The 25,881-nt window shown below is 72.3% G+C and carries 25 protein-coding genes; 12 read left to right on the top strand and 13 right to left on the bottom strand.

The genetic code is table 11. From position 1 onward, the window contains the following. Positions 1-170: 170 nt before the first annotated feature. Positions 171-719 (bottom strand): bacterial proteasome activator family protein, encoded by a 549-nt coding sequence (locus tag CHB94_RS09090; RefSeq protein WP_089336256.1) that lies wholly within the window; start codon positions 717-719, stop codon positions 171-173. 179 nt (positions 720-898) lie between these two features. Between CHB94_RS09090 and CHB94_RS09085 the strand changes: the two genes are divergently transcribed. From CHB94_RS09085 to CHB94_RS25100, 3 genes are read left to right on the top strand one after another with little or no spacing between them, the layout of a single operon-like run. Continuing rightward, a complete protein-coding gene (locus tag CHB94_RS09085) occupies positions 899-1,417 on the top strand; it encodes a COG4315 family predicted lipoprotein (protein ID WP_089336255.1) in 519 nt (172 codons plus the stop codon). A gap of 22 nt (positions 1,418-1,439) precedes the next feature. Continuing rightward, complete coding sequence (locus tag CHB94_RS09080; protein ID WP_089336254.1) at positions 1,440-1,961, top strand: sigma-70 family RNA polymerase sigma factor; 522 nt, start codon at positions 1,440-1,442, stop codon at positions 1,959-1,961. Continuing rightward, entirely contained in the window at positions 1,958-2,596 is a 639-nt protein-coding gene (locus tag CHB94_RS25100) for a zf-HC2 domain-containing protein (protein ID WP_176445476.1), read from the top strand. Before CHB94_RS09080 ends, CHB94_RS25100 begins: the two co-directional genes overlap by 4 nt. Positions 2,597-2,603: 7 nt before the next feature. Here the strand turns inward: CHB94_RS25100 and CHB94_RS09070 are convergent, their stop codons facing one another. The 5 genes from CHB94_RS09070 to folP form a co-directional block, all read right to left on the bottom strand. After that, positions 2,604-3,596, bottom strand: coding sequence for an NAD(P)H-quinone oxidoreductase (locus tag CHB94_RS09070; protein ID WP_089336253.1), 993 nt, complete (start codon positions 3,594-3,596; stop codon positions 2,604-2,606). 337 nt (positions 3,597-3,933) lie between these two features. After that, entirely contained in the window at positions 3,934-5,535 is a 1,602-nt protein-coding gene (locus CHB94_RS09065) for a 4-coumarate--CoA ligase family protein (RefSeq protein ID WP_089336252.1), read from the bottom strand. A 104-nt stretch (positions 5,536-5,639) separates the two neighbouring features. After that, positions 5,640-6,065: a PaaI family thioesterase gene (locus CHB94_RS09060; protein WP_089336251.1), complete on the bottom strand. Its 426-nt coding sequence runs from the start codon at positions 6,063-6,065 to the stop codon at positions 5,640-5,642. A gap of 48 nt (positions 6,066-6,113) precedes the next feature. Continuing rightward, positions 6,114-6,272 carry a VOC family protein gene (locus CHB94_RS25095; protein WP_176445475.1) on the bottom strand — a complete coding sequence of 53 codons (159 nt, stop codon included), beginning with the start codon at positions 6,270-6,272 and terminating at the stop codon, positions 6,114-6,116. A gap of 158 nt (positions 6,273-6,430) precedes the next feature. Continuing rightward, positions 6,431-7,291, bottom strand: coding sequence for a dihydropteroate synthase (gene folP / locus CHB94_RS09055; RefSeq protein WP_089336250.1), 861 nt, complete (start codon positions 7,289-7,291; stop codon positions 6,431-6,433). Between the two features lie 68 nt (positions 7,292-7,359). On the opposite strand from folP, the gene CHB94_RS09050 reads away from it, so the two are divergent. Next, positions 7,360-7,821: a MaoC family dehydratase gene (locus CHB94_RS09050; RefSeq protein ID WP_089336249.1), complete on the top strand. Its 462-nt coding sequence runs from the start codon at positions 7,360-7,362 to the stop codon at positions 7,819-7,821. A gap of 57 nt (positions 7,822-7,878) precedes the next feature. On the opposite strand, the gene CHB94_RS09045 is transcribed toward CHB94_RS09050, so the two are convergent. The 4 genes from CHB94_RS09045 to CHB94_RS09030 all read right to left on the bottom strand — a co-directional run bounded on the left by CHB94_RS09045 (position 7,879) and on the right by CHB94_RS09030 (position 10,434). After that, positions 7,879-9,135 carry a serine hydrolase domain-containing protein gene (locus CHB94_RS09045; RefSeq protein ID WP_089336248.1) on the bottom strand — a complete coding sequence of 419 codons (1,257 nt, stop codon included), beginning with the start codon at positions 9,133-9,135 and terminating at the stop codon, positions 7,879-7,881. Positions 9,136-9,338: 203 nt separating this feature from the next. Then, positions 9,339-9,623: an HU family DNA-binding protein gene (locus tag CHB94_RS09040; RefSeq protein WP_089336247.1), complete on the bottom strand. Its 285-nt coding sequence runs from the start codon at positions 9,621-9,623 to the stop codon at positions 9,339-9,341. A gap of 264 nt (positions 9,624-9,887) precedes the next feature. Then, positions 9,888-10,061 (bottom strand): DUF1059 domain-containing protein, encoded by a 174-nt coding sequence (locus CHB94_RS09035; RefSeq protein WP_089336246.1) that lies wholly within the window; start codon positions 10,059-10,061, stop codon positions 9,888-9,890. Between the two features lie 55 nt (positions 10,062-10,116). Continuing rightward, complete coding sequence (locus CHB94_RS09030) at positions 10,117-10,434, bottom strand: CBS domain-containing protein (RefSeq protein ID WP_254920517.1); 318 nt, start codon at positions 10,432-10,434, stop codon at positions 10,117-10,119. A 136-nt stretch (positions 10,435-10,570) separates the two neighbouring features. On the opposite strand from CHB94_RS09030, the gene CHB94_RS09025 reads away from it, so the two are divergent. Then, on the top strand, positions 10,571-13,300 hold the full coding sequence (locus CHB94_RS09025; protein WP_254920516.1) for a SpoIIE family protein phosphatase: 2,730 nt from the start codon (positions 10,571-10,573) through the stop codon (positions 13,298-13,300). An 85-nt stretch (positions 13,301-13,385) separates the two neighbouring features. Here the strand turns inward: CHB94_RS09025 and CHB94_RS09020 are convergent, their stop codons facing one another. Together CHB94_RS09020 and CHB94_RS09015 are read right to left on the bottom strand one after the other, a co-directional pair. Further along, positions 13,386-15,440 (bottom strand): acyl-CoA dehydrogenase family protein, encoded by a 2,055-nt coding sequence (locus CHB94_RS09020; protein WP_254920515.1) that lies wholly within the window; start codon positions 15,438-15,440, stop codon positions 13,386-13,388. Then, entirely contained in the window at positions 15,437-16,306 is an 870-nt protein-coding gene (locus CHB94_RS09015; protein ID WP_089336244.1) for a TetR family transcriptional regulator, read from the bottom strand. Before CHB94_RS09015 ends, CHB94_RS09020 begins: the two co-directional genes overlap by 4 nt. 62 nt (positions 16,307-16,368) lie before the next feature. Between CHB94_RS09015 and CHB94_RS09010 the strand changes: the two genes are divergently transcribed. From CHB94_RS09010 to CHB94_RS25090, 6 genes are all read left to right on the top strand, one after another. Beyond that, positions 16,369-17,664 carry an acetyl-CoA C-acetyltransferase gene (locus CHB94_RS09010; RefSeq protein ID WP_089336243.1) on the top strand — a complete coding sequence of 432 codons (1,296 nt, stop codon included), beginning with the start codon at positions 16,369-16,371 and terminating at the stop codon, positions 17,662-17,664. Positions 17,665-17,743: 79 nt separating this feature from the next. Next, on the top strand, positions 17,744-19,099 hold the full coding sequence (locus CHB94_RS09005; protein ID WP_089336242.1) for a 3-oxoacyl-ACP reductase: 1,356 nt from the start codon (positions 17,744-17,746) through the stop codon (positions 19,097-19,099). Continuing rightward, entirely contained in the window at positions 19,099-19,953 is an 855-nt protein-coding gene (locus tag CHB94_RS09000) for a MaoC family dehydratase (protein ID WP_089336241.1), read from the top strand. Before CHB94_RS09005 ends, CHB94_RS09000 begins: the two co-directional genes overlap by 1 nt. 236 nt (positions 19,954-20,189) lie before the next feature. Next, entirely contained in the window at positions 20,190-21,878 is a 1,689-nt protein-coding gene (locus CHB94_RS08995) for an LPXTG cell wall anchor domain-containing protein (RefSeq protein WP_089336240.1), read from the top strand. Positions 21,879-21,979: 101 nt separating this feature from the next. Next, positions 21,980-22,762, top strand: coding sequence for a class E sortase (locus tag CHB94_RS08990; protein ID WP_089336239.1), 783 nt, complete (start codon positions 21,980-21,982; stop codon positions 22,760-22,762). Continuing rightward, complete coding sequence (locus tag CHB94_RS25090; RefSeq protein ID WP_176445471.1) at positions 22,759-22,935, top strand: hypothetical protein; 177 nt, start codon at positions 22,759-22,761, stop codon at positions 22,933-22,935. Before CHB94_RS08990 ends, CHB94_RS25090 begins: the two co-directional genes overlap by 4 nt. A gap of 16 nt (positions 22,936-22,951) precedes the next feature. On the opposite strand, the gene CHB94_RS08980 is transcribed toward CHB94_RS25090, so the two are convergent. After that, entirely contained in the window at positions 22,952-24,139 is a 1,188-nt protein-coding gene (locus CHB94_RS08980) for a hydroxymethylglutaryl-CoA reductase (protein ID WP_089336237.1), read from the bottom strand. Between the two features lie 163 nt (positions 24,140-24,302). Here CHB94_RS08980 and CHB94_RS08975 point away from each other — a divergent pair, with 163 nt between their 5' ends. Further along, the gene (locus CHB94_RS08975; protein WP_089336236.1) at positions 24,303-25,880 is read left to right on the top strand and encodes an ABC transporter substrate-binding protein; all 1,578 of its coding nucleotides are present in this window, start codon (positions 24,303-24,305) and stop codon (positions 25,878-25,880) included. The last annotated feature ends 1 nt before the right edge of the window (position 25,881 follow it).

The raw sequence follows: 25,881 nt of genomic DNA, 5'->3' as shown, positions 1-25,881 counted from the left end.
TGCAGGGGGGCCACGACGGCGGCGCCGAACCCTTCGCGGGTCCGGCGCCGTCGTGAGTCAGGGGTGGACCGGTCGCGGGGGCCGGAGGCTCCCCGATCGGGACACGGGCAGCGGCTCAGCTCTGTCCGGGAGGGGACCTGGCCGCGGTGTCGGCCGGTAGGCCGACCGTTCTACAGGTACTGGCCGCCACCGGGCCGGAAGTCCGGCTGCTGACCATGGGGAGCCTGGCCACCGGGGAGTGCCTTCCGGCGGATCTCCTCCAGCTGTGCACGCGCGGCCATCTGCTGGGCGAACAGTGCCGTCTGGATGCCGTGGAACACCCCCTCCAGCCAGCCGACCAGCTGTGCCTGGGCGATCCGGAGCTCGGCATCGGAGGGTGTTTCGCCCTCGCTGAACGGCAGGGTGATGCGCTCCAGTTCCTCGCGCAGGTCGGGGGAGAGACCCTCCTCCAGCTCGCGGATCGAGGCCGCGTGGATGTCCCGCAGCCGGTTGCGGCTCGCCTCGTCGAGGGGCGCGGCCCGCACCTCCTCGAGGAGCTGCTTGATCATCGTGCCGATCCGCATGACCTTGGCGGGCTCTTCGACCATGCCGCTGATGCCGGCCCCGTCGTCCTCGGGGCTGCCGCCGTCGGGCATCGGCAGGGTGCCGACCGGCTGCCCGTCGGGTCCCACGACGACGACCTGCTGAGGGCGCGGGCTGCTGTTCCCGGGTGCAGTCATGGCGTCCATCCTGCCCTCTCCCCGGAGGCGTTGGACGCCAGGGCGGGAGGGCGGCGCGCGTGAGGCCGAGGGACGGCCGCGCAACCGGCAGACCCCCGGGTGAACCGTCAGGGGCTGCGATCCGTGTCTTCCGATGTCGGTGCCCGTGCTGGACGGACCCGGCGATCGAGGGGGTCCCTATGCGCACGACGTCGATCCTGGGCACCGTTCTGGCAGTGGGGGTGGTGGTGCTCAGCGGGTGCGGCTCCGACGACGAGGGCGCCGGTCAGGCCGGTGGGGCAACACCGGACGCGAGCACGTCGGCGCCTGTCGGGGACCGCGTGCTGGGGGTCGCGGACACCGGTCTCGGCGAGATCGTCGTCGACGGGGAGGGCATGACGGTCTACGTCTTCGACAAGGACACGCCGGGCTCGGGGACGAGCGCCTGCACGGGCGGCTGCCTCCAGGCGTGGCCGCCGGTCGTCGCGGAATCCGAGAACCCCACCGCCGACGGCGTGTCGGGGGAGGTCGGCACGATCACCCGGGACGACGGGACGCTGCAGGTCACCCTCGAGGGATATCCGCTGTACCTGTGGCAGAGCGACGTGGCACCCGGCGACACGACCGGTCAGGGCGTGCAGGGCGTCTGGTGGGTCGTGGCCCCCGACGGGAGCAAGGTCACCGCGACCGCCGCGCCGGCCGATCCGCCCGCATACTGAGTCCCGATCCCGAGGAGTGCCGATGGGGTTCCTCGGCGAGACCGGCGAGCGGGAGCTGCGCGCTCTCTACGACGCGCATGCGCTCGCCCTGCTGGCCTACGCGCTCCGCCTCTGCGACGGCGACCGCGCCCTGGCCGAGGACCTGGTGCAGGAGACGCTGGTCCGCGCCTGGCGGCACCTGGACCGGCTCGACCCGACCGCCGCGCCGGTCCGACCGTGGTTGTTCACCGTCGCCCAGCACCTGGCCATCGACGCCCACCGGGCCCGCCGGGCTCGGCCGCCGGAGGTGGGGGACGCTGCCCTCGACGCCGTACCGGGTCTCGACCGGATCGAGAGCACGCTCGACCGGATCGTCGTCACCGATGCCCTCCAGTCGCTGTCGAAGGAGCACCGCGCGGTGATCGTCGAGACGTACTACCGCGGACGGACGGTGGCGGAGGCCGCCGGCGTGCTGGGTGTCCCATCCGGGACCGTGAAGTCCCGCTGCTACTACGCGTTGCGGGCACTCAAGCTGGCCCTGGCCGAACGGGGGGTGACGACGTGACCTGTCCCGGTCCGGCCGCCACCGGCCTGGGCGCCTACGTCCTCGGTGGGCTGGAGCCCGAGGAGCGGCGCCGCGTCGAGGAGCACGTCGCCGCGTGTCCGGACTGTGCGGCCGAACTGGCAGAACTCCGGTCGCTGCCCGCTCTGCTGGACCGGGTCCGCGTGGAGGACCTGGACCCGGTGCCGGTGGCGCCGTCCCCGGACCTGTTCGCCCGCGTGTCGGCCGCCGCTGCCGACGCGCGGCGGCCCGGCCGCCTGCGGAGGCGCACCCTGGCTCTGGTGGCGGCCGCGGTCCTCGCCGTTCTGGGCGTCGGGGCCGGCGTCACCGTCTGGGCCACCGGGTCGGGGGAGCAGAGCGTCACCGCCTCGGCGGGGCCGGTCCGAGCCACGGTGATCGCGAGCACCCTCGACGAGGGCATCGCTCTGGATGTCGCCGTGGCCGGCCTGCGCCCCGGTGAGATCTGCCGCATGGTCGCCGTCGACCGGGACGGCGGCCGGCACCCGGCCGGGGAGTGGCCCACCTCGGAGGCCGGGGACGGCCGGTGGCGGGGCTGGACCGACATCTCCCGCTCCGCGTTGACCGAGGTGGTCCTGCTGGGCGACGGCGGGCGGGAGCTGGTGCGGGTGCCGTTCTGAGCCGCGCTCAGTCCCCGGACAGCAGCAGCACCTTGCCGATGTGCTCGCTGGCCTCCACCACGGCGTGCGCCTCGGCGGCCCGGGCCATCGGCAGCCGGCGGTCGACGATCGGGCGGATGGCGCCGCGCTCGACGTCGGGCCATACGTCGTGCCGCACCACCGCGACGATCTCCGCCTTGCCACCCGGGCCCGTCGCCGGCCGGGACCGCAGCGTGGTCGCGTGCACCGACGCTCGCTTGCGCATCAGTTTCCCGAGGTCCAGCTCGCCCTTCGTCCCGCCCTGCATCCCGATCGACACCAGGCGACCGCCGGTGGCCAGTGCCTCGACGTTGCGGCCGAGATACTTCGCGCCCATGTTGTCGAGCACGACGTCCACACCCGCGCCACCGGTCTCCTCGGCCACCCGCTCCACGAAGTCCTCGTCGCGGTAGTTGATGGCGACGTCGGCTCCCAGCTCCCGGCAGACGGCGAGCTTGGCCGCCGTCCCGGCTGTCGTGAAGACGCGGGCACCGGCACGGGCCGCGAGCTGGATGGCCATGGTCCCGATGCCGCTGGAGCCGCCGTGCACCAGGAAGTTCTCGCCGCGGCGCAGGCCCGCCAGCAGGAAGACGTTCGACCAGACCGTGCAGGTCACCTCCGGAAGGGCGGCGGCGGTGGCCAGCTCGACGCCCGAGGGGCGCGGGAGGAGCTGCCCGGCGGGAACGGCGACCCGCTCGGCGTAGCCCCCTCCGGCGAGCAGCGCACACACCTCGTCACCGACCGACCAGCCGGTCACGCCCTCGCCGACCTCGCTGATCATGCCGCTGCACTCCAGCCCGAGGATGTCGCTGGCGCCGGGCGGAGGCGGGTAGAAGCCCTGCCGCTGGAGGAGGTCGGCCCGGTTCACCGCGGTGGCCGCGACGTCGACGATCACCTCGTCCGGTCCGCAGACCGGGTCGGGTACCTCGGCCCACGCCAGGACATCGGGTCCACCGGGTTCGGTCACGGTCACAGCGCGCATGTCCCGACCCTAGGCAGCGGGACGACGCGCCGCCCTGCCCGGCCACCCGGGGAGCGCCGGAGACCGACGGCCGGTGGCCGACTGCCCCGGCGCTCGACGGCCTCGCCTGGGGCCTGGTCGGGCGTGGCCTGTTCCTGCTCGTGGTGGGCGTGCTCGGGGTGGCGCTGACCGTCCGTCGATCCCGCCCACGGCGGACCGGCCGGCTGACCTGCCGGCGCCCGGGACGATCACGGCGCCGGGGCCACCGGACGACGCTGTCCGGTGACCCCGACGCCGGATGGCCCCTGCAAGGTCCCGCCGCGGGCCTGTGAGCGGCGGGGGCAGGGGATCTCCTCTGTCAGGCGCGGGCCTTGAGGTCCTTGCGCAGGATCTTCCCAGCCGCCGACTTCGGCACCGCGTCGATGAACTCGACGAACCGGATCTTCTTGTGCGGGGCCACCTTCTCCGCCATGAACGCCATGACCGCATCCTCGGAGAGCTCCGAGCCCGGAGCGCGGACGACGAACGCCTTCGGCAGTTCCTCGCCGCTCTCCTTGTCGGGCACGCCGATGACGGCGGCATCGGCGACGTCCGGGTGCCCGAGCAGCACGGCCTCGAGCTCGGCGGGGGCCACCTGGTAGCCCTTGTACTTGATCAGTTCCTTGACCCGGTCGACGACGGTGTAGCAGCCGTGCTCGTCGACGACCGCGACGTCGCCGGTGTGCAGCCAGCCGTCGGCGTCGACGGTCTCGGCGGTGGCCTTCTCGTTGTTGAGGTAGCCCTTCATGACCTGCGGGCCGCGGATCCACAGCTCGCCCCGCTCGCCCTCCGCGGCGTCCTTCCCGGTGGAGGGGTCCACCAGCCGGCACTCGGTGTTGGGGATGGCGAAGCCGACCGAGCCCTTGGGCACCTGGTAGCCCTCGGCGCCGGGGGGCTCGTGCCCCTCGTCGGGCGTGGTGTGCGAGACCGGCGAGAGCTCGGTCATGCCGTAGCCCTGGGCGACGGTGACGCCCGTGTCGGCGCCCTTGCGCAGGCGCTGTTCCACCGCCAGGGCGAGCTGCTCGTCCAGCGGCGCGGCACCGGAGAGGATGGACCGCAGCGACGACAGGTCGTACTGGTCGATCAGCGGGTGCTTGGCGAAGGCCACCAGGATCGGAGGCGCCACGAAGGCGCGGGTGATCTTGTACTCCTGGATCGTGCGGAGGAAGTCCTCCAGGTCGAACCGCGGCAGGGTGACGACGGTCGCGCCCCACTGGAGGCCCTGGTTCATCAGCACGGTCAGGCCGTAGATGTGGAAGAACGGCAGGACGGCGATGATCCGCTCTTCCTCCTGCAGATCGATGAGCGCGCGGGTCTGCGCCACGTTGGCCACCAGGTTGCGGTGGGTGAGCATGACCCCCTTGGGCAGGCCGGTCGTGCCGCTGGAGTAGGGGAGGGTGACCAGGTCGTCGGCCGGGTCGATGTCGACCTGCACCGCGGGGGCGTCGGCGCCCAGGAGGTCGAACAGGTTCGCGTGGCCCTCCATCCCGTCCAGGACGACGATCTCGTCCACCGGCGACTTCTCGACGGCGGCCGCGGCGCGGTCCATGAACAGCGAGATGGTGATCAGGGTCTTCGCGCCGGAGTCCTTGAGCTGGAACGCGATCTCCTCGGGCGTGTACAGCGAGTTGATCGGCGACATCACGCAGCCGGCCGCGGCGATCCCGTGGAACACCACCGGGTACCAGGGCGTGTTCGGGCAGAAGACGGCGACCACGTCGCCCTTGCGCAGGCCGCGGGCGTGCAGGTTGGCGGCGACGCGCTCGACGTAGGCCGAGAGCTGGCCGTGCGTGATCACGTCGCCCTTGAGGCCGTCGATGAGCGCGGGGGCGTCGGGGCGCTCCTTGCCCGCGGCGAGGACGAACTCGGGCACTGACAGGTTCGGGATCTCGACATCGGGATACGGGCTGGTCAGGGCCACGGGCGCTCCTCCTGGGGTGCTGGTGTGGCGCCAGTCTCACATCCGGGGTGTTCCACGCCATAAGCGGGTCACCTGCGAGTCCGCCCTTTTCGGCCGGATCGGCGTTACCGGGGCCACAGGACCGATTGCGTGCAGCGGAACAACGCGATCGTCCTTCCCGAGCCCGCATTCGTGACGACGGCGTCCCACACCTGCGTCGTCCGCCCCGCGTGGACGTTGGTCGCGACGGTGGTGATCCGCCCGTCGCGGGCGGTGCCGAGGAAGTTGGATTTGAGCTCGACCGTGGTGAAACCGGACGCCCCCTCGGGCAGCAGCGCACGGGTGGCCAGCCCGCAGGCGGTGTCGGCCAGGCCCACGACGGTCGCCGCGTGCAGGTACCCGTTCGGGGCCAGCAGCTCGGGGCGGACATCGAGGGCGGCGTCGAGCCGGCCGGGCTCGTGCGCGGTGATGACCAGCCCCAGCAGGCCCGGCAGCGTGCCGGGGAGGAGGGCGTTGAGCTCGTCGGCGGTGTGGAACCCGGTGGCGGCCATGCCCGGCAACCTAGCGAGCGGCCGTGCGCCCGGCGCCCCACCCGCCGCTCAGGTCGGGCGAGCGGTCCCCCACAGGCCGACGACGTTGCCCTCGGGATCGGTGAAGTAGGCGGCGAAGCCCAGCGCCCAGTCGAAGACCTCCTTGTAGAAGATGCGGGCGCGGTCCCCGTCGAACGGGATCTCGAAGTGCACGACGCGGCCACTCATGACGCCACCTCCCGGCTCGGCCTGGCCCTGACGCGGCGGAGGCTAGACCCGCGGACCCTTCCCGGGTACCGCTGCGAGCGTGCGAGGCGTGGGGAGGACGGCCCCGGTGCAGGGACCCGCGCCGAGCCTGCGGGGCGTGGGGGCAGAGGGGGCCTTGCTCAGGCGAGGCCGCGGACGGTGCGGGCGGGGGGACGGTCACCGCGGATCGAGGCCACCATGTCCAGCGTCTGCCGGGTGGCGGCGACGTCGTGGGCTCGGAAGACGCGCGCTCCGAGCCAGGCGCTGACGGCGGTCGCGGCCAGGGTCCCCGTGAGCCGTTCCTCCAGCGGGACGTCGAGGGTCTCGCCGACGAAGTCCTTGTTGGACAGCGCGACGAGCACCGGCCAGCCGGTGGCGACCAGCTCGTCCAGGCGCCGGGTGGCCTCCAGCGAGTGCCGGGTGTTCTTCCCGAAGTCGTGCCCGGGGTCGACGAGCACCCGCTCGCGGTCCACACCCGCCGCGACGGCCGCCGACGCGAGCGCCGTCGTCCGGGCGACGATGTCGGCGACGACGTCGTCGTAGGCAACCCGGTGCGGGCGGGTCCGTGGCGGGAGCCCGCCGGCGTGCGTGCAGACGATCCCGGCACCGGCCTCGGCGGCCACCCCGGCCAGCTCCGGGTCCACGCCGCCCCAGGCGTCGTTGACGACGTCCGCTCCGGCGGCCAGGGCCTCGCGAGCGACCTCCGCCCGCCAGGTGTCGATCGAGATCGGCAGCGTGGGGTGCGCGGCCCGGATCGCGGCGACCAGGTCGACCGTCCGGCGGATCTCCTCCGCGGCGTCGACATCGTCGCCCGGCGCGGCCTTCACGCCGCCGACGTCGACCATGTCCGCGCCCTCGGCGACCACCCGGTCCACCCGGTCGACCGCCGCGGCCAGCTCGTAGGTGGCGCCGCGGTCGTAGAAGGAGTCGGGTGTGCGGTTGACGATCGCCATCACGACGAGCCGGCCGTCCGGCACGTCCAGTCCGCCCAGCCGCAGCACCCGTTCTCCCCGTCGTCCTCCGCCGTGTGGTGGAGTCAGCCAACCAGATCGAACGGGAGGGGACTTCCATGGCGCAGACGACGGTCGAGGGCATCGAGGGCGTGCAGGGCCTGGTCGGGCAGCACCTCGGCTACAGCGACTGGGTGACGATCACCCAGGAACAGGTGAACCAGTTCGCCGAGGCGACCGGTGACCACCAGTGGATCCACGTCGACCCGGAGCGCGCGAAGAAGGAGAGCCCGTTCGGCGGCCCCATCGCGCACGGCTACCTGACGCTGTCGCTGATCCCGTCGCTGATGCCGCAGATCGTCGAGATCACCGGCTTCCGGATGGGCGTCAACTACGGCACCGAGAAGGTGCGCTTCCCCTCGCCGGTGCCCGTGGGCGCTCGTGTCCGGGCCGGGGCGACCCTCGAGGCGGCCACCCCGTTCGAGGGCGGGATCACGATGAACCTCGGCGTCACGATGGAGGTCGAGGGCGGCACCAAGCCGGCGATGGCCGCCACCGTCGTCTACCGCCGCTACCTCTGAGAAAGGACCCCGTCCTCCCCACCCTTCGCAAGCTCAGGGCGGGCCCCTGGACGGGGCCTAGTCGACGAGGGCCTGGTTGACCAGACCGCGCAGGTAGCTGCGGATCGGCAGCGTGCTCGAGGGCAGCAGCTGGGTGTAGAAGGTCACGGTGAGGTCCTCGACCGGGTCGACGTAGAACGCCGTCGACGCCGCGCCGCCCCAGCTGTAGTCGCCCAGGCTGGCGACGCTGCCGTAGCGGACCGGGTCGATGACCATCGAGAAGCCCAGCCCGAAGCCCACCCCACGCAGGGGGGTCTCGGCGAACAGCGGCCGGCCGAAGGTCTCCAGGTCCTGGTTCCCGGGGAGGTGATTGCGCACCATGTGGGCGATCGTCCGCGAGCCGAGCAGGCGCCCGCCGTCGTAGGAGCCGCCCCGGCGGAGCAGCTCGACGAACCGCAGGTAGTCGCCGGCGGTCGAGACCAGTCCGCCGCCACCGGCCAGGAAGGCGGGCTTGGTGTGCGCCGCGGCGTCGAACGCCTCGAGGAACGCGTATCCGGTCGGCGCGCCGCCGGGCTGTCCGGGGAGGGCGCCGTACAGCCGGGCCAGCGAGTCGGCGTCGTCCTCGGGGCGCAGGCCGAACGACGTGTCGTGCATGCCCAGGGGAGCGAAGATCCGCTGCTCGAAGAACTCGTCGAGCGGCTGTCCGGAGAGCACCTCGACCAGCCGACCGAGGACGTCGGTGGAGACGCCGTAGTTCCACTCGGTGCCCGGTTGGAAGGCCAGCGGGACCGAAGCCCACTGGCGGCAGACCTCGGCGGAGTCCGCGCCGGGCGGGGTGCCCCACTCGTGGCCCATCGCCCGGTACATCGCGTCGACCGGGTGGGCGTGGTGGAAGCCGTAGGTCAGGCCCGAGGTGTGGGTGAGCAGGTGCCGTACCCGGATGGGCTCCATCTGGGGGGCCGTGACCGGCTTCTGTGCGGAACCCGCGACGTAGACGCGGGTCTCGGCGAACTCGGGCAGCCACTTCGAGATCGGGTCGTTCAGCTCGAAGGCGCCCTCCTCGTACAGCATCATGGCCGCGACCGAGGTGACCGGCTTGGTCATCGAGAAGATCCGCCAGCGGGTGTCGTCCTCGACCGGCAGGCCGTTCTCGACGTCCCGGAATCCCTGGCGGCCGACGTGCACGAGCTTGCCGTGCCGGGCGACGGTGACGAGGAAGCCGGGCAGCTGCCCGTCATCCACCCAGCGGGCGAGCCGCCGGTCGACCCGGCCCAGCCGGGAGGGGTCGAGACCGACCTCGGCGGGATCGGTGCTGACGGTCAGATCACTGCGCACATGAACCTCCGGTACCCGGAACGCCGTCCGCCGTCGGGCGGCGCCTGCACCGGCATCCTGGCCCACGGTGCTGTGAGCCGGACCACACGGGTCAGTTGGCCGCCCGACGGCGGAGGTGGCGCCGGTGCGGCGAGATCACGCGATCTCGCCGCACCGGGCCGCCGATCGGGGCGAGATCACGCGATCTCGCCCCGGAGGCCGGATCAGACCGGGACGTTGCTCGCGGCCTTCTTCAGGTTCGACCCGGCGGTCACCTTGACGGTGTTGGCGGCCGGGATGTCGATCGACTCACCGGTCTGCGGGTTGCGGCCGGTGCGCGCCGAGCGCTGCGTGCGCTCGACGGTCAGCAGGCCCGAGACGGCGACCTTCTCGCCGCGGGTGATCGCGTCGACGAGCTCGTCCTGCAGCCCGGCGAGGACCGAGTCCACGGTGGAGGCCGGGACATCGGCGCGCTTGGCGATGGCGGAGACCAGTTCGGCCTTGTTCATGAGGTTCCTCTCGTGTGTGCGGTGGCAGGTGCCAGGGCTCGGCACGCGGCCGGCTCCGTCCCCCGATGGGGGGCCTCCCGGTATCCGCGCACGGGGCGCGGACGGCTCGGGCACATCCGGCCTTGATAGAGGCCGGACCCCGGGCACCGTGCCATGTCGCCCGGGGGTCTCGCCAGCCAGGGGTCCCTGGAAGGCCTGCGAACGACTCGTGCACCCCACCCGTACCACCTGCGGGAACGTCGGCGGCGGGGTCGGCGCGCCCCGTCAGGCCGAGACGATGTGGTTCCGGACGGACTGGATCAGCTCCGGGGTGATGTCGGTGACGCCGTGCTCGGCGGCCGCGCGGGCGGCGGCCTGGCTGAAGATGCCGTCCTCGTCGGCGGCCGAGAAGCGGGCGCCGCAGCCGGGGATGACGTCTCCGCAGGCGAAGGTCTTCATGGGGGGACTCCTCGTCTGGTGAGCGGTCGTACGTCCGGCCGGGGTGTGGGGTCGGTCAGCGGCTCTTCCGGGCGGCGGACGCGAGGTCCTCGATCCGCAGCAGCCCCAGCACGTGACCGGTCCGGTCGGTGCACACGACGGGATCGAAGCGGAGGACGGCAGTGCGGGTGAGTGCCCGCTCCAGCGCCTCGGTGACGTCGGTCGTCGGGTGGACGCGCAGGGACACCGGGGCGGTGCAGACCTCCGCCGTCCGCGGATCGCTCAGCAGCAGCGCCGTGGGTTCGCCGTGCGACCCGACCAGCACGACGGGCGGGACCCCGGGGGTCTCCTCGCCGAGAGTGCACTGACGCACGGGGCGCACGAGGGCGGCCACGCTGTCACCCCACTGGGGGAGGCCGCCGGCGGTTCCGCTCGGCGGCATCACGGGGATCAGCGGGCCGCCGTGTCAGCATTAGCCTCGATGAGCGCCCGGCCGGTCGCGCTCGCAGGGGGTGCGGAGGGGGGTGCAGGTGTCCGCGCAGAGTTCCTCCGGGCCTGATCCCCTGCACGACCCCGAACGGATCGCCGTCGCCCGCCGGCTGCTGCTCGAGGTTCCGGGACCGGCCGCCTTCGACCGGCTCTCCGGCCTCGCGTCGCGGCTGCTCGGCGTCGACCACGCGAAGGTCACGTTGTTCACCGACCACGACGTCGTCGTCGGCGGGCACGGGCTACCGGAGGGTGTGATCGGCGGGCCGGCCCTGCTCACGGGAGCGCTGTCGGCCATCGTCGTCGCTTCGGGGGCCCCGCTCGACATCCCCGAGGCCGAAGCCGACCCTCGGGTCGTCGACCTCCCCGCCGTCACGTCGGGTCAGGTGAGGGCGTACCTCGGCGCTCCGCTCATCGCCGCCTCCGGGCACGTCGTGGGTGCCCTCGCTGTCTACGACCCGGTGCCCCGGAAGTGGTCCCCCGACGCCGGTGAACTGCTGCTGCAGCTCGCTGCGTCCGTGGTCGCCGAGCTCGAGCTGTCTGCCGCGCAGTCAGCGGTCGGCACCTCCCGGGTCAGGCTGGAGATCGCCCTCGAGGCCAGCTCGATCGGGATCTGGGAGCTGGACCTGCGGACCGACACCGGGTTCTGGGACACGCGGTGCGCTCAGCTGTTCGGGCTGGACGACGCCACGAAGGTCGAGTCGTTCGACCGGATGCTGCGGGAGCGCATGCATCCCGAGGACCAGGCCGCCCTCGCCGAAGCCATGCGGACCGCCATCGAGGAACACGGCCAGTTCACGACCGAGACGCGGATCGTCCGGAACGACGGCGGCGTGCGGTGGATCGTCTCCCGCGGCCGGGTGCTGGGGAACTCGCGCGGCGAACCGGTCCGTGTCCTCGGCACCGTCATCGACGTCACCGAGGCCCGCCACCAGGCCGAGCAGCGGCTCGCGGCGTTCCATCGCGCCACGGCGATCGCCGAGGTCGCGGTCGAACTGGCCAACGCCACCCGCATGGAGGACCTCCCGGAGATCGTGCAGCGCGGCGCGCAGGTGCTCGGCGCGCAGTCCAGCGCGCTCGCCATCTTCGATGCCGCCGGCGGGCCGTTGCGGCTGCACATGACGCGGCAGCTGGCCGACGAGGTGCAGGAGCACGTGGACTACCCCGTCAAGGGCATCGAGATGGAGCTCGACGACAAGCAGCCCACCCAGTACGCCGCGATGCACGGTCGTCGGGTGCTGCTCGCCTCGGCCGAGGAGATGCTCGACCGGTTCCCGGCCACGCGCGAGGGCATCGAGGTCCTCGGGGTCCAGGCCGTGGCGGCACTGCCGCTGCGGATCGAGGGGCGCGTGCTCGGGGCGTTCGTCCCGCTCTGGCAGACCGAGCATGCCTTCGCCGCCGACGACGTAGAGGTCCTGGAGGCGCTCGCCGCTCAGATCGCGCTGAGCGTCTCCCGGCTGCAGGCCGACGCCGAGCGAGCGCACGCGGTCGCCGCGATGGCGGCGGCCAACCAGCGGCTGCAGCTGCTGGCCGAAGCCGGCCGCGTGCTGTCCGGGACGCTGGAGATCGACCAGCAGGTGGAGCAGCTGGCCGAGCTCGTCGTCCCCGAGCTCGGCGACTGGTGCTGGCTGGTGGTCACCGACGAGCAGGGCCGCCTGCACGAGCTGGCCTGCGCCCACCGGGACCCCTCGCGGCGGGCCGAGCTGGAGACCTACGTCCGCTCGATGGTCGCGGTGATGACCGACCAGTCCGGCGCGCGGGTGGTGACCGCCACGGGTCGTCCGCTGGTCATGCCCGTCATCGACTGGGAGCACGTCGAGCGGGCGCTCCCGGACCCGGGTGTCCGTGCGGCCCTGGCCCAGCTGGGCGCCGCTTCCGGCACCGTCGTCCCCCTGGTGGCGCGGGGACAGATCATGGGCGCCCTGGGCCTGTTCAGCGGCGAGGAGCGGGGGTCGCTGAGCCAGGCGCAGGTGGACACCGCCATGGAGATCGGCCGCCGGGCCGGCCTGGCGCTGCATCACGCCCGCCTGTACGGCCAGCAGCGGGCGCTGGCCGACGCACTGCAGCGCAGCATGCTGACCGAGCCGCCGCGGATCGAGGGCTGCGAGATCGTCGTCCGGTACGTGCCGGCCGCCGCGGGAGCGGAGATCGGCGGTGACTGGTACGACGCCTTCTTCGACCGCGGTGGCCAGCCGGTGCTCGCCATCGGCGACGTCGTCGGCCACGACACCCGCGCCGCGGCGGCGATGGGACAGGTCCGCGGGCTGCTCCGCGGCATCAGCTACTCCAGCGGCGGGACGCCGGCCGAGGTGCTCAGCCGCGTGGACCGCGCCGTCGAGGGGCTGGCGCTGGACACCATGGCCACCGCGCTGGTCGCCCGCCTGGAGACCGACGGCGGGGACTCGGGCCGCACGGAGCTGCGCTGGGCCAACGCCGGTCACCCGCCGGCGGTCCTGCTGGGCGCTGACGGGGAGGTGAGCCTCCTCGACGAGAAGCCGGCCGACCTGCTGCTCGGGGTCTCGCCGGAGGCGGTCCGCGAGGACCATGTCGTCGAGCTGGCCCCCGGAGCGACGGTCCTCCTCTACACGGACGGACTGGTCGAGCGGCGCGACCGGGACATCGACGCCGGCACCGACGAGCTCGTGGCCGTGCTACGCGAGATCGGCGGGCTGCCGCTCGAGGAGCTCTGCGACCGGGTCCTCGAAAGGTTGTTCCTGCCCGACGCGCACGACGACGTCGCCGTTCTCGCCATCCGCCTGCAGCCCCGCGTCTGAGCGCTCACCGCCGCGGCAGCGGGTCGATCATCGGCGAGTGGCTGTCCGCCACGGCGGCAGCAACCACCCGCCGATGATCGGCTCATCACTGCGCCGGCGCGACCTCCAGGTCGGTGGCGGTGCCCTCGGGGGTGCCCTCGCCGACGCCGGCCTTCAGCTCGGCGTCGCGCGCGGCCATCGCCTCCTGGCGGTCGGCCTCCTCCTCGAGGATCCTCGCGGCCTTCCACTCCGCCGGGATCCCGAACGCGTCGACCAGCGTGATGATGTGCGGCCGCAGCTGCTTGATCAGCTGGTTGACCGTGCCCGTGAGCAGCTTGGCGCGGGCTGCCGTGAGCTGACCGTGCTCCATGAACCATGCCTTGTCGGCCTCGATGGTCGACAGTGCGTACAGGTCGCAGACGGTGTCGAGCAGCTGCTTGGCGGCCGGGTCGGTGGTGCGGTCGACGCCGGCGACGAACGCCTCGAGCACGATGCGGTCGATGTGCGACTGCGCCGTCTTCAGCACGTGGTCCTGGACGTCGTTGAACATGTCGAACGGCGCCATGCCTTCGGTCGTCGAGTTCTTGCGCAGCCGCCGGATGGCGCCCTCGAGCGCGTGCTTCTCGCGGAACTCGAACATCTTCAGCTGCCAGCCGCGCTCGAGCATGGGGATGTCGTCCTCGTCCCGGCCGGGCAGGGCATCGACGAGGCGGGCGATCAGCGCGCGGGCCGCCGTCCGCTCCAGCACGGTCTCGCGGACCATGTCGGCGATGAAGCCGACCTTGCCCCAGCCCTCGAGCGAGCCGAAGGCGTCGCGGTAGCCGGTCAGCAGGCCCTTCGCGACCAGCTGCAGGAGGACGGTGTTGTCGCCCTCGAACGTGGTGAAGACGTCGGTGTCGGCCCTGAGGTGCGGCAGCCGGTTCTCCTGGAGGTAGCCCGCGCCACCGCACGCCTCGCGGCACAGCTGGATGGTCCTCGTGGCGTGCCAGGTCTGGGCGACCTTGAGCCCGGCGGCGCGGGACTCCAGCTCGCGCTGGGCGTGCTCGTCGATCTCCTGGCCGTGCACGTGGACGGCGGTCTGCACGTCGTGCATCGTGCTGACCAGCTCCTCCTGCGCGAAGTGCAGGGCGTACGTGGTGGCCAGCGCCGGAAGCAGCTTGCGCTGGTGGACCAGGTAGTCGTTGATGACGATCTCGCGCTCCTCACCCGGAGCGGCGAACTGACGGCGGACGTCGCCGTAGCGCACGGCGATGTCGAGGGCGAGCTTGGTGGCAGACGACGCGGAACCGCCGACGCTGACCCGGCCGCGCACGAGAGTGCCCAGCATGGTGAAGAAGCGGCGGGTCTCGTTCTCGATGGTGGACGTGTAGGTGCCGTCCTCGGCGACCTGCCCGTAGCGGTCGAGCAGCATGTCGCGGGGGACCGTGACGTGGTCGAACGTCAGCCGGCCGTTGTCCACGCCGTTGAGGCCGGCCTTCGGGCCGGCGTCCCCGATCGTCACCCCCGGCATCGGGTTGCCGTTCTCGTCACGGATGGGCACCAGCCAGGCGTGCACGCCGTGGTTCTTGCCCCGGCTGATCAGCTGGGCGAAGACGACCGCCATCCGGCCGTCCTTGGCCGCGTTGCCGATGTAGTCCTTGCGGGCGGCCTGGTGCGGGGTGTGCAGGTCGAAGCACTGCGTCTCGGGGTCGTAGGTGCAGGTGGTACGCAGCTGCTGGACGTCGGAGCCGTGCCCGGTCTCGGTCATGGCGAAGCAGCCGGGCAGGTCGAAGCTCATGACGTCGCGCAGGTAGGCGTCGTGCTGGCGCTTGCTGCCGAGCAGCTGGAGCGCGCCGCCGAACAGCCCCCACTGGACGCCGGCCTTGACCATCAGCGAGAGGTCGACGAAGGCCAGCATCTCGACGGAGGTGACCGAGCCGCCGGCGTCGTCCTCGCCGCCGTACTCCTTGGGAAAACCGAAGCCGACCCGTCCTGACCGGGCCAGCGTCGCGGCGGCTCGCGTCACGCGATCGCGGGCCTCCTGCATCGCCTCGCCGTAGACGGGCAGGAAGTCGGGGTCGCGGAGGTTCTCGCGGGCGTCGCGGCGCACGTGCGCCCATCGGCCGTCCAGGATCTCCTGGAGGGCCGTCGGGTCCACGGAGGCGGGCAGGCTGGTCGTCACGTGTCCTCCTTGCTCGGGGGTGCGGGTGCTACGACGCCGGACAGGCCGGTCCAGGCGAGATCGGTCAGGTGGGCGGCGAGCTCGCCGCGGGGCATGGGTTGCTGGGCGCGCAGCCACCAGTCCGCGGCCGACCGCACCAGCCCGACGAGGCCGTGGCCCCACGCGCCGGCGGCTGCGGGGTCCTGGCCCGCCTGGTCCAGCGCGACCGCCATGAGCGCCGCGGCCTGCTCACCGACGAGATCGGAGAGCCTGTCGATCGGACCGGCCGCCCCATGGGGGCCGAAGTGGCCACTGTGGCCGCCGACGACGAAGCGGTAGACCTCGGGATCGGCCTCGAGGAAGGCCAGGTAGGTGTCGATGGCCGCGGTCGTCATCTGCCGGGGGCGGGCGCTGGTCTCCATGGCCACGCGCAGCTTGGTGAGCAGCTGCTCGGCCACCCGGTTGCAGACGGCGACGTGGAGGTCGGCGCGGTCGGCGAAGTGGCGGTAGACGACGGTCTTGCTCGTCCCGGCCTCGGCCGCGATCTCCTCCATGCCGACGCCGGCACCGTGCTTGCTCACCGCCGACAAGGCGGCATCGACGAGCTGCTCCCGACGCGCGCGCCGGTGCTCGTCCCACCGCGAGTCACGGCGATCGCGGCGCGCCGACGACGTCAGCTCGCCGGATTCGTCGCCGTGCTCGGGCGGCTCCGACTCGCGGCGCTCGCCGCCGTTCCCGAGCGGCTCCGACTCGCGGCGCTCGCCGCCGTGCTCGGGCGGCTCCGACTCGCGGCGCTCGCCGCCGTGCTCGAGCGGCTCAGACTCGCGCGGCTTGCCACCGTGGGCGATCTTGTCCTGCGACGGAGGTCTCACCGCCTCGGCTTTCATGTCACCGAGAGTACCGCGTACCCTGAGTACCGGCCACCCCACCCCGACCCCCGGAGGTCCCCATGGCTGACACCTCGAAGCCGGCGACTCGCAAGGCGGCGATCGTCGGCGGGAACCGGATCCCGTTCGCCCGCTCCAACACGGCGTACGCGCAGGCGTCCAACCAGGACATGCTCACCGCGACGCTCGACGGGCTGGTCGCCCGCTTCGGCCTGCAGGGTGCGCAACTGGGCGAGGTCGTCGCCGGCGCCGTCCTCAAGCACTCGCGCGACTTCAACCTGACCCGGGAGTCGGTGCTCGGCTCCAGGCTCTCGGCGACGACGCCGGCCTACGACGTCCAGCAGGCGTGCGGGACCGGCCTGGAGGCCGCGATCCTGGTCGCCAACAAGATCGCCCTCGAGCAGATCGAGTCCGGCATCGCCGGTGGCGTGGACACGACGTCCGACGCCCCGCTCGCCGTCGGCGACGACCTGCGTCGCGTGCTGATCAGCCTGAGCAACGCCAAGACGCTGCAGGACCGGCTCAAGGCGGTCGCGAAGATCCGGCCGGGGCAGCTGGTGCCGGAGATCCCGCGTAACGCGGAGCCGCGGACCGGCCTGGCGATGGGTGACCACGCCGCGATCACCGCCGAGGAGTGGGAGATCGGCCGGGAGGAGCAGGACGAGCTCGCCGTCCGGTCCCACCAGAACATGGCTGCCGCCTACGAGCGCGGCTACTTCGACGACCTGGTCACCCCCTTCCTCGGACTGGCCCGCGACAACAACCTGCGGCCGGACTCCTCGCTCGAGAAGCTGGCGAAGCTCAAGCCGGTCTTCGGCACGGGTGAGGGCGCCACGATGACGGCGGGCAACTCCACGCCGCTGACCGACGGCGCCTCCGCCGTCCTGCTGGCGTCCGACGAGTGGGCCGCCGAGCGGGGTCTGCCGGTGCTCGCCCACCTGGTCGACGCGCAGACCGCCGCGGTGGACTACGTGCACGGCGGCGAGGGTCTGCTGATGGCGCCGGTCTACGCCATGCCGGTGATGCTGGCCCGCAACGGACTGTCCCTGCAGGACTTCGACTTCTACGAGATCCACGAGGCGTTCGCCTCCACCGTGCTCGCGACGATGAAGGCCTGGGAGGACGCGGCGTTCTGCAAGGACAAGCTGGGCCTCGACGCTCCGCTGGGCTCGATCGACCGCTCGAAGCTCAACGTCCACGGCTCGTCGCTGGCGGCCGGTCACCCGTTCGCCGCGACCGGCGGCCGGATCGTGGCGCAGCTGGCCAAGACGCTGCACGAGGCGGGTCCCGGCAAGCGCGGACTGATCTCCATCTGCGCCGCCGGCGGCCAGGGCGTCGTCGCCATCCTCGAGTCCTGACCCCCGCACTTTCTGTACCGAAAGTCCCTGGCGGAGCCGGGACTTCGGTACAGAAAGTCCCTCTCGGAAGGAGAGCCCCGTGAGTGACTGGTATCGCGACTTCGCGAACTCCGGCTTCGGCACCACCATCACCAAACAGCTCGGCCTGCCCCGGCCGGCGGTGCTGCGCCGCTACGAGCCCGGTCAGCCGCTGCTGCCCGGCCCGGCGGTCATCGGCTCGGCGGGGGAGGGGCGGCTGCGGAAGGCGCTGACCGAGCTGCTCCAGGCCGAGGGCGTCCACGTCCAGTCGCCGGTCACTGCCGACGGCGCCACCGACGGCGAGAAGCCGGCCGCGGTCATCCTCGACGCGACCGGTCTGCGCACGCCGGCGGACCTGGCCAGCGCCCACGACTTCCTCGCCCCGGCGATCAAGCGGCTGCGGGCCACCGGGCGCGTGCTGATCCTGGCCGACCCGCCGTCCCAGGCGGACTCCCCGGCCCAGGCTGCCGCCCGCCAGGCGCTGGACGGACTGGTCCGGTCCGTGGCGAAGGAGCTCCGCGCCGGATCGACGGCGAACCTGATCCACGTCCCGGAGGGCGCCGAGGGGTCGCTGGCGAGCCCGGTCCGCTTCTTCCTGTCCGGCCGGTCGGCCTACGTCGACGGCCAGGTCATGTCCGTGACCGCCGCCGAGCTGCCGGCGGAGGAGGACGCCGATAAGCCGCTGGCCGGCAAGGTCGCCGTCGTCACCGGCGCGGCCCGGGGGATCGGCGCCGCGATCGCGACGGTCATGGCGCGGGACGGCGCGCACGTCGTCGCGGTCGACATCCCGGCGGCCGGCGACAAGCTGGCCGAGGTCGCCAACGAGATCGGCGGGACGGCGCTGCAGCTCGACATCACCGCGGAGGACGCGCCGCAGCGGCTGATCGAGCATCTGCGCGAGCGGCACGGCGGCGTGGACGTCGTCGTCCACAACGCCGGGATCACGCGCGACAAGCTGCTGGTCAACATGGACGCCGCTCGCTGGAACTCGGTGATGGCGGTGAACCTGCAGGCGCAGCTGGACATCACCCAGGCCTTGCTGGACGCCGACGGTGTGCTGAGGCCGGGCGCTCGCGTGGTCTGCGTGAGCTCGCAGTCGGGCATCGCGGGCAACCGCGGGCAGACCAACTACGCGGCGTCCAAGGCCGGCGTCATCGGCATGGTCCGCGCCTGGGCGCCCCAGTTCGCCGAGCGGGGTGCCACGATCAACGCCGTCGCGCCGGGCTTCATCGTCACCGACATGACCGCGAAGATGCCGTTCGGCACCCGCGAGGTCGGTTCGCGGCTGAACTCGCTGCAGCAGGGCGGGCTGCCGGTCGACGTCGCCGAGACCATCGCCTGGCTCTCGCAGCCGGGCAGCGGCGGGGTCAACGGCCAGACCGTGCGGGTGTGCGGCCAGTCGCTGCTGGGGGCCTGATGGCCGTCACGGTGCTGGACGAGGCGCCCAACCTCCGGGCGCTGTACGCGAAGGCCGCCGTCACCGCGTGGGGGCGGGGCGGGGACCTGCCCACCGACCGCCTCGCCCGGAAGGGCGTCGCGGTCGACCCCGCGCACCTCGCCGCCTACACGCGGGTGTGCCGGCTGCCGCTGGACGACGTCCTGCCGGCGACGTACCCGCACATGCTCGCGTTCCCCCTCCAGATGGCGTTGATGAGCGACCGCTCGTTCCCGCTGGCGCTGCCCGGGCTCGTGCACGTGCGCAACCGGATCGACGTCGTCCGCCCCATCGGGGCCGGCGAGCCGCTCGACCTGGAGGTCTGGGCCGAGCGGTTCGCCGCGCACCGCAGCGGGGCGACGGTTGACCTGTGCGCGACCGTCTCCGCCGGCGGACAGGAGGTCTGGCGCTCGCGGTCGACGTACCTGGCGCGCGGGGCGACGGCGCCCGAGGGCGCGCCGGCCGCCGACGTCGAGGTGTCGGTGGGCGCTCTGGACCGGGTGGCGGCAACCTGGCGGGTCCCGGCCGACGCCGGACGCCGCTACGCCAAGGTCTCCGGCGACGTGAACCCGATCCACCTGTCGGGGCTGACCGCGAAGGCGTTCGGGTTCAAGCGGGCGATCGCGCACGGCATGTGGGTGAAGGCCCGGGTGCTCGGCGCGCTGGCGGGCCGGCTGCCGGACGCGCTGAGCGTCGATGTCGCCTTCCGCAAGCCGCTGTTCCTGCCCTCGACGGTCACCCTGTCGACGGCGCAGGCCGACGGCGGCTGGGACGCCGCCGTCCGCAACGCGAGCAGCGGCTCTGAGCACGTCGTCGGCACGATCCGCCCGCTCTGACGGGGGAAGCCGCGGACACCTGCTCGGCGCCTGCGGGCGCTGACGCGAGCCGCGCACCCGGCCGTCGACCTGTCGATGCCGCTGTCGAGGGATGGTGATGCCGGGTAACGGTTTCGACACGTTCCGCATCCGGTCGTTTCGCCACGGGTTCTCGTGATCTCCGTGGTGATCGACTTCGGGGGTCCGGACGCCGGACGACGCGCCCGGCGCCCCGGGTCCTCGGACGGGAGTCCATCGTGCTTCCCCCGCATCGCGCCCGTCGGGCTGCCGGCCTGCTGGCCGCCGGCACCCTCGGGCTCTCCACCGTGTTCCTGGGTGCCATCGGCACCGCCCAGGCCGGCCCAACCGGCTGGACCTTCTCGGAGAGCAACTCACCCATCACCGTGCCGTCGGACGTCTGCTCGATCGAGTGGACGATCACCGGCGGAGCGGGCGGGTTCGGCGACACCAACCTGCGCGGCCAGAACGCGAACCCACGAATCGTGACGACGGTCGTGGCTCCCGGCGACCAGTACACGCTCGTGCCCGGCGGCGCCGGTGCCGACCACGCGGCGGGGGGCCAGGGCGGGACGAACACCGTCGGTCAGGGCGGCGGCGCGAACGGCGACATCGCGACGGGCGGCGGTGGCGGAGGTGCAGCCTCCCTCGTCCTCAAGAACGGCCAGGTCTTCCTGTCTTCCCTCGCCGGTTTCGGCGGCGGGGCCGGCGGTGGCGCCGGCGGTCACGTGCCTGACTCCCCGAGCGCTGCGGTGATCACCGACTTCGCCACCACGCCGGCGCCCGGAGTCGCCGGACCCGGGTCCATCACGGGTCAGGGCTACGCCTGCGAGGCGCTGAACACGCCTCCCCCCGCTCCGGAGATCTCCGTCGTCCCCGGCCCCGGACAGCTGAGCGTCTGGGGAAGATCCGGCGGCCCGCTGGGCCCGGGGCCGGGCGTCGCGCCCGTGACGGGGTACGAGTACAGCCTCGACGGCGGGCCGTGGACGACGGTCCCGGGCGGTGCGACACACGGCATGGCGACGCCCCTGCTGTGGCTGACCGGCCTGGTCAACGGCCGGGAGTACGGGGTGAGCGTCCGGGTGACGAGTTCGGCCGGTCCGAGCGCGGCCTCTGCGGTGAAGAAGACGACGCCGTTCGAGCGGCCGGGGAAGCCCACCGGTGTCTCCGCGAAGGTCGGGCCGTCGGAGCTCACCATCTCTTGGTCGCCGACGGCCGCGCCGGGCACCTACCCGCTGACGGGGTACCAGGTGTGGGCGTTTCACGGCGACGAGGTGGACGGCTTCCAGGTGTACCTGTGCGAGGTCAGCGCGTCCGTGCATACGTGCACCGCCGAGGTGCCCGCCGGTGTCGACTACGCGGTCTACGTCGAGGGAGTAGACGACAAGGGCAACGTCGGGGACTACGGTTGGGTCAACTCCGCAGTCGTCCCGCTCGGGGACATGCCGGCGACCGTCCCGGCCAAGGACGCAGACCTCGTCGGTGCGTCGGGCCCGATCACCACCGTGACGGCGGGGAAGACCGTCGTCCTGAAGGGCTCTGGCTACATGCCGAACTCGACGATCCGGGCCATCGCCTACTCCACCCCGACGGAGCTCGGCGTTTTCGTCACGGACGAGAACGGTGAGTTCGAGGTGACCGTGACGATCCCCGGCGACCTGCCGGCGGGCGCGCACAGTCTGGTGGTCACCGGTGTCGACCCGCAGGGCGACGTCCGGCACCTCCGGGTCGACGTCACCGTCAGCGCGTCCGGCACCGCGACGGTCACCGAGGCAGCGCTCGCCACGACGGCGACAGCGACGGCGACAGCGACGGAGCGACTGCCGAACACCGGCTTCTCCGCCGCGGGTCCGCTCGTCGCCGGCACGGCGGCACTGGGGCTCGGGGCGGGACTGATCGTGGCCTCGCGCCGCCGCCCGTCCGCCTGATCGCATGCCCGGTGGCCCGGGCCCGCTCCGCTCGGAGCAGGTCCCGGGCCTGCCGGCGTCACCCGCTGGATCGACCTGACACTCGCCGACCGAGGACGTACATGCCGAGCACCGAACCCGGGGGAGCCAATCTGGCGAGGCCCGGCCCTGCCGCCCACCCCGTGCGCTGGCGCACGGTCGCGCGGACGCTCGGCGAGGTCCTCGTGACCGGCGGCCTCGTCGTCCTCCTGTTCGTCGTCTACGAGCTCTTCGTGACCGATCTGCTCACCGAACGCACGCAGGACCAGCTGTCCCAGCAGCTGCGCGACGACTGGAACCGGCCGCCCGCGGCGGTGGTGCCCGTGCACGAGAGCAAGGTGGGGGACGCCTTCGCCGTCCTGCACATCCCGCGCTTGGGCCCGGACTACGAGCGGGTCGTGCTTGAGGGCACCGAGGACAAGCAGCTGTCGCAGGGGCCGGGACACTACCCCGGGACGGCGATGCCGGGCGAGCAGGGGAACGTGGCCTTCGCGGGTCACCGGGTCGGCAAGGGATCGCCGTTCCTGGAACTGGACCTGCTGGTTCCCGGCGACCCGATCATCGTGGAGACGGCGGACAGCTGGTTCGTCTACCGCATGCTCGGGGACGTCGCGACGGGCGACGTGACCGCCGACGCCAGCGGCATCCCGGGCCGCCGGATCGTCCGTCCGGAGGACGTCGAGGTGCTCTCCCCGACCCCGTACGCCGCCCAGAACGCGGCGCCGACGGGGGCGTACCTGACCCTGACCACGTGTCATCCCAGGTACTCGGCGCGGCAGCGCCTGATCATCCACGCGTCTCTCGACGGCGGAGCCATCAGCAAGGCGGAGCTGCCGAACGGGCCCGCCGCACTGTCCGGGCGATGAGGAAGGACTCACGCATGTACGGCTGGATCTGGCGCCACCTCCCGGGCGGGACGGCGGTCAGGGCCCTCACCGCGGTCGTCCTCGTGCTCGCGGTCGTTGCACTGCTGCTGTTCGTCGTCTTCCCGTGGGTCGAGCCCCGCCTGCCCTTCAACGATGTGACCGTCGACCAGTGACTCGGCGGCCGGTGCGCTAACGGTTGCGGCCCAAGGAGTCGTGGCTGGTCACCCAGTCGCCGGCGAGGATGGCCGAGGTCAGTGAGATGTCGCCGGCCAGGACGACGCCGGCGCAGATCTCGGCGAACTTCTGCACCTTGCCCTTGCCGTAGCAGCCCAGCATCTCCAGGCACTCCCGCTGCGTGGGCAGCCCCGTCCCACCGCCGTAGGTCGCCACGATGAGCGAGGTCAGCGTCGTCGACCAGTAGTAGTCGCCGTTGTCGCGCAACTGCGTGTAGGTGACGCCGGAATGCGACTCGGCGACGTTGGCGACATCCTGGCCGGTGGCGATGAACATCGCGGTCAGGCCGTTGGCGGCGTGCGCGCCGTTGTAGGCCGCGCCGGACATGAACGCCCCGGCCATCCCGATCTGCCGGTACTCGAACAGTTGCCGGGTGTCCACGCCGGCGATCCGCCGGAGGACCTCGTTCGGGATCGTCACCTCGGCCACGACCCGCTTCCCGCGGGTCATGAGCATGTTGATCTGCGAGTGCTTCTTGTCGGTGTCGATGGCGCCGGAGAGCACGTACCGGGGGTGGTCGGGGTGGTTCTCCCGGATCCACTCGCAGGCGGCGAGGGTCGCTTTGCCGGTCATGTTCTGCCCGGCCGCGTCGCCGGTCGTGTAGTTGACCCGCAGGTAGCGCAGCGGGCCGATCTGGTGCTGCCCGATGTAGGTGAGCCGGCCGGACCGCGTCGTCGCCTCGGCGGCCGCACGGATGCCGTCGAGATGCTCGTCCACCCAGCGGCCGAACTCCCGGGCCTGCAGGGCGTCGTCGAACATGAAGGCCGGCGCCCGCTGCATGTGGTCGTCGACCACGGTCGTCCGCACGCCGCCGCACTCGCCGATCAGGCGCATGCCGCGGTTGTAGCTGGCGACGAGGGTGCCCTCGGTCGTGGCGAGCGGGATCAGGAAGTCACCCCGGGCGTGCTCGCCTCGCACGCTCAGCGGTCCGGCGAGGCCGATCGGCACCTGGGCGACGCCGGTGAAGTTCTCGACGTTGCCCGGCAGGACGGCGGGGTCGAAGGAGTACTTCCCGACGTGGTCGAGGCCGGCGCCGGTGTGCTCGGCCACGAACGCCTGCCTCTTGTGCGCCATCTCGTCGGTGTAGTCGTGCTCCCGGTCGCGCGGGACGCGGACGCGGTTCGTGGGTTGGGCGTCGGTCATGCGGCACCTCTTCCGTATGACGATCCGAAGCCCCCAGTGTGAGCCTGACCACAGGCTTCGGCTCGCCGTCGGAAGGCGGCAGGGATGCAGGCCGGCACATCTCGAAGTGGCAACGATCCTGTTCGGGGCCGTATTCGGGTAGCCGATCGGCGTGGGTGGGGCCATGGTCGGACGGCAGGACGACGTCTCCCGGCCCCCGGAGGTCACTGTGCGCGCCAGCCGACCACTCGCCCTCGCCGCAGCCGGCGCCCTCGCGCTCACCGCGTGCGGAGGTGGCGGGGAGAGCGTGGACACCGGCGGTGGCGGCGGTGGTGGCGGCGGAGGCAACACCCTCGTGGCGGCGGTCAGCGCCCAGCCGGACCAGCTGGACCCGCACAAGACCAGTGCCTATCCGAGCTTTCAGGTGCTGGAGAACGTCTACGACACCCTCGTCGTCCCGAACGCCGAGGACCTGACCATGGAGCCCAGCCTCGCCGAGGACTGGGAGACCAGCGAGGACGGACTGACCTGGACGTTCACCCTCCGCGACGGCGTGACGTTCCACGACGGCAGCGAGTTCGACTCCGCCGACGTCGTCTACTCCTACAACCGGATCATCGACGAGGAGCTCCAGAACGCCTACCGGTTCGCCAACGTCGCGTCGGTCGAGGCGCCGGACCCGCGGACCGTCGTCATCACCCTCAGCCAGCCGACCCCCAACCTGCTGGAGCGGATCGGCGCCTTCAAGGGGATGGCGATCCTGCCCGAGGGGGCGGCGGACCAGGTCGACCTGACCACCGAAGCGGTCGGCACCGGGCCGTTCACGCTGGAGAGCTCCGACGCGACGAGCACCGTGCTGGCTCCTTACGAGGACCACTGGGGCGGTGCGCCGAACGTCGAGGGGGTCGAGTTCCGCTACATCACCGAGCCGGCCGCAGCGCTCACCGCCCTGCAGAACGGTGAGGTGCAGTGGACCGACAACATCCCGCCGCAGCAGATCGAGTCGCTGGAGGGGGACGACGCCGTCGAACTGGCCACCACTCCCAGCGTCGACTACTGGTACATGTCCATGAACTACGCCCGCCCGCCCTTCGACAACCGCGACGTCCGGCGTGCGATCTCCTTCGCGGTCGACCGTGCCGCGGTCGCCGAGGCGGCGTGGTTCGGTGCGGCGCAGCCCAACCAGACGGCGATCCCCGAGGACAGCTTCTTCTACAACGACTACGCGCCGTTCGAGCACGATCCCGACCAGGCCACGCAGCTGCTGGAGCAGGCCGGCGTCTCCACGCCGCTCACGATGGGCCTCATGGTCACCGACGAGTTCCCGGAGACGGTCACCGCGGCGCAGGTGATCGCGGGCCAGCTCGAGGAGGTCGGCATCACCGTCAACATCGAGACGCTGGACTTCGCCACCTGGCTCGACCGGCAGGGCCAAGGCGACTACGACGCCTTCCTGCTCGGCTGGCTGGGCAACCTCGACCCGGCCGCCTACTACCAGGAACAGCACGTGACCGGGGGGGCGAACAACTACCAGAAGTACAGCAACCCCGAGGTCGACCGGCTGCTGCAGCAGGGGGCCGCCGAGACCGACGAGGACGCCCGCAAGGAGATCTACGACCAGGCGGCGCAACTGATCGTGGACGACGTCAGCTACCTGTACCTCTACAACCCCGACGTCGTGCAGGCGTGGGTGCCCGGCTTGTCCGGCTACCAGATCCGGGCGGACAAGGCGATCAACTTCGAGGACGTGGAGTTGCCCTGAA

Source organism: Blastococcus mobilis, from assembly GCF_900188025.1.
GTDB lineage: Bacteria > Actinomycetota > Actinomycetes > Mycobacteriales > Geodermatophilaceae > Blastococcus_B > Blastococcus_B mobilis.
Note: the sequence above shows the minus strand (reverse complement) of the source record. Positions and strands in the feature narration are given on the sequence as shown.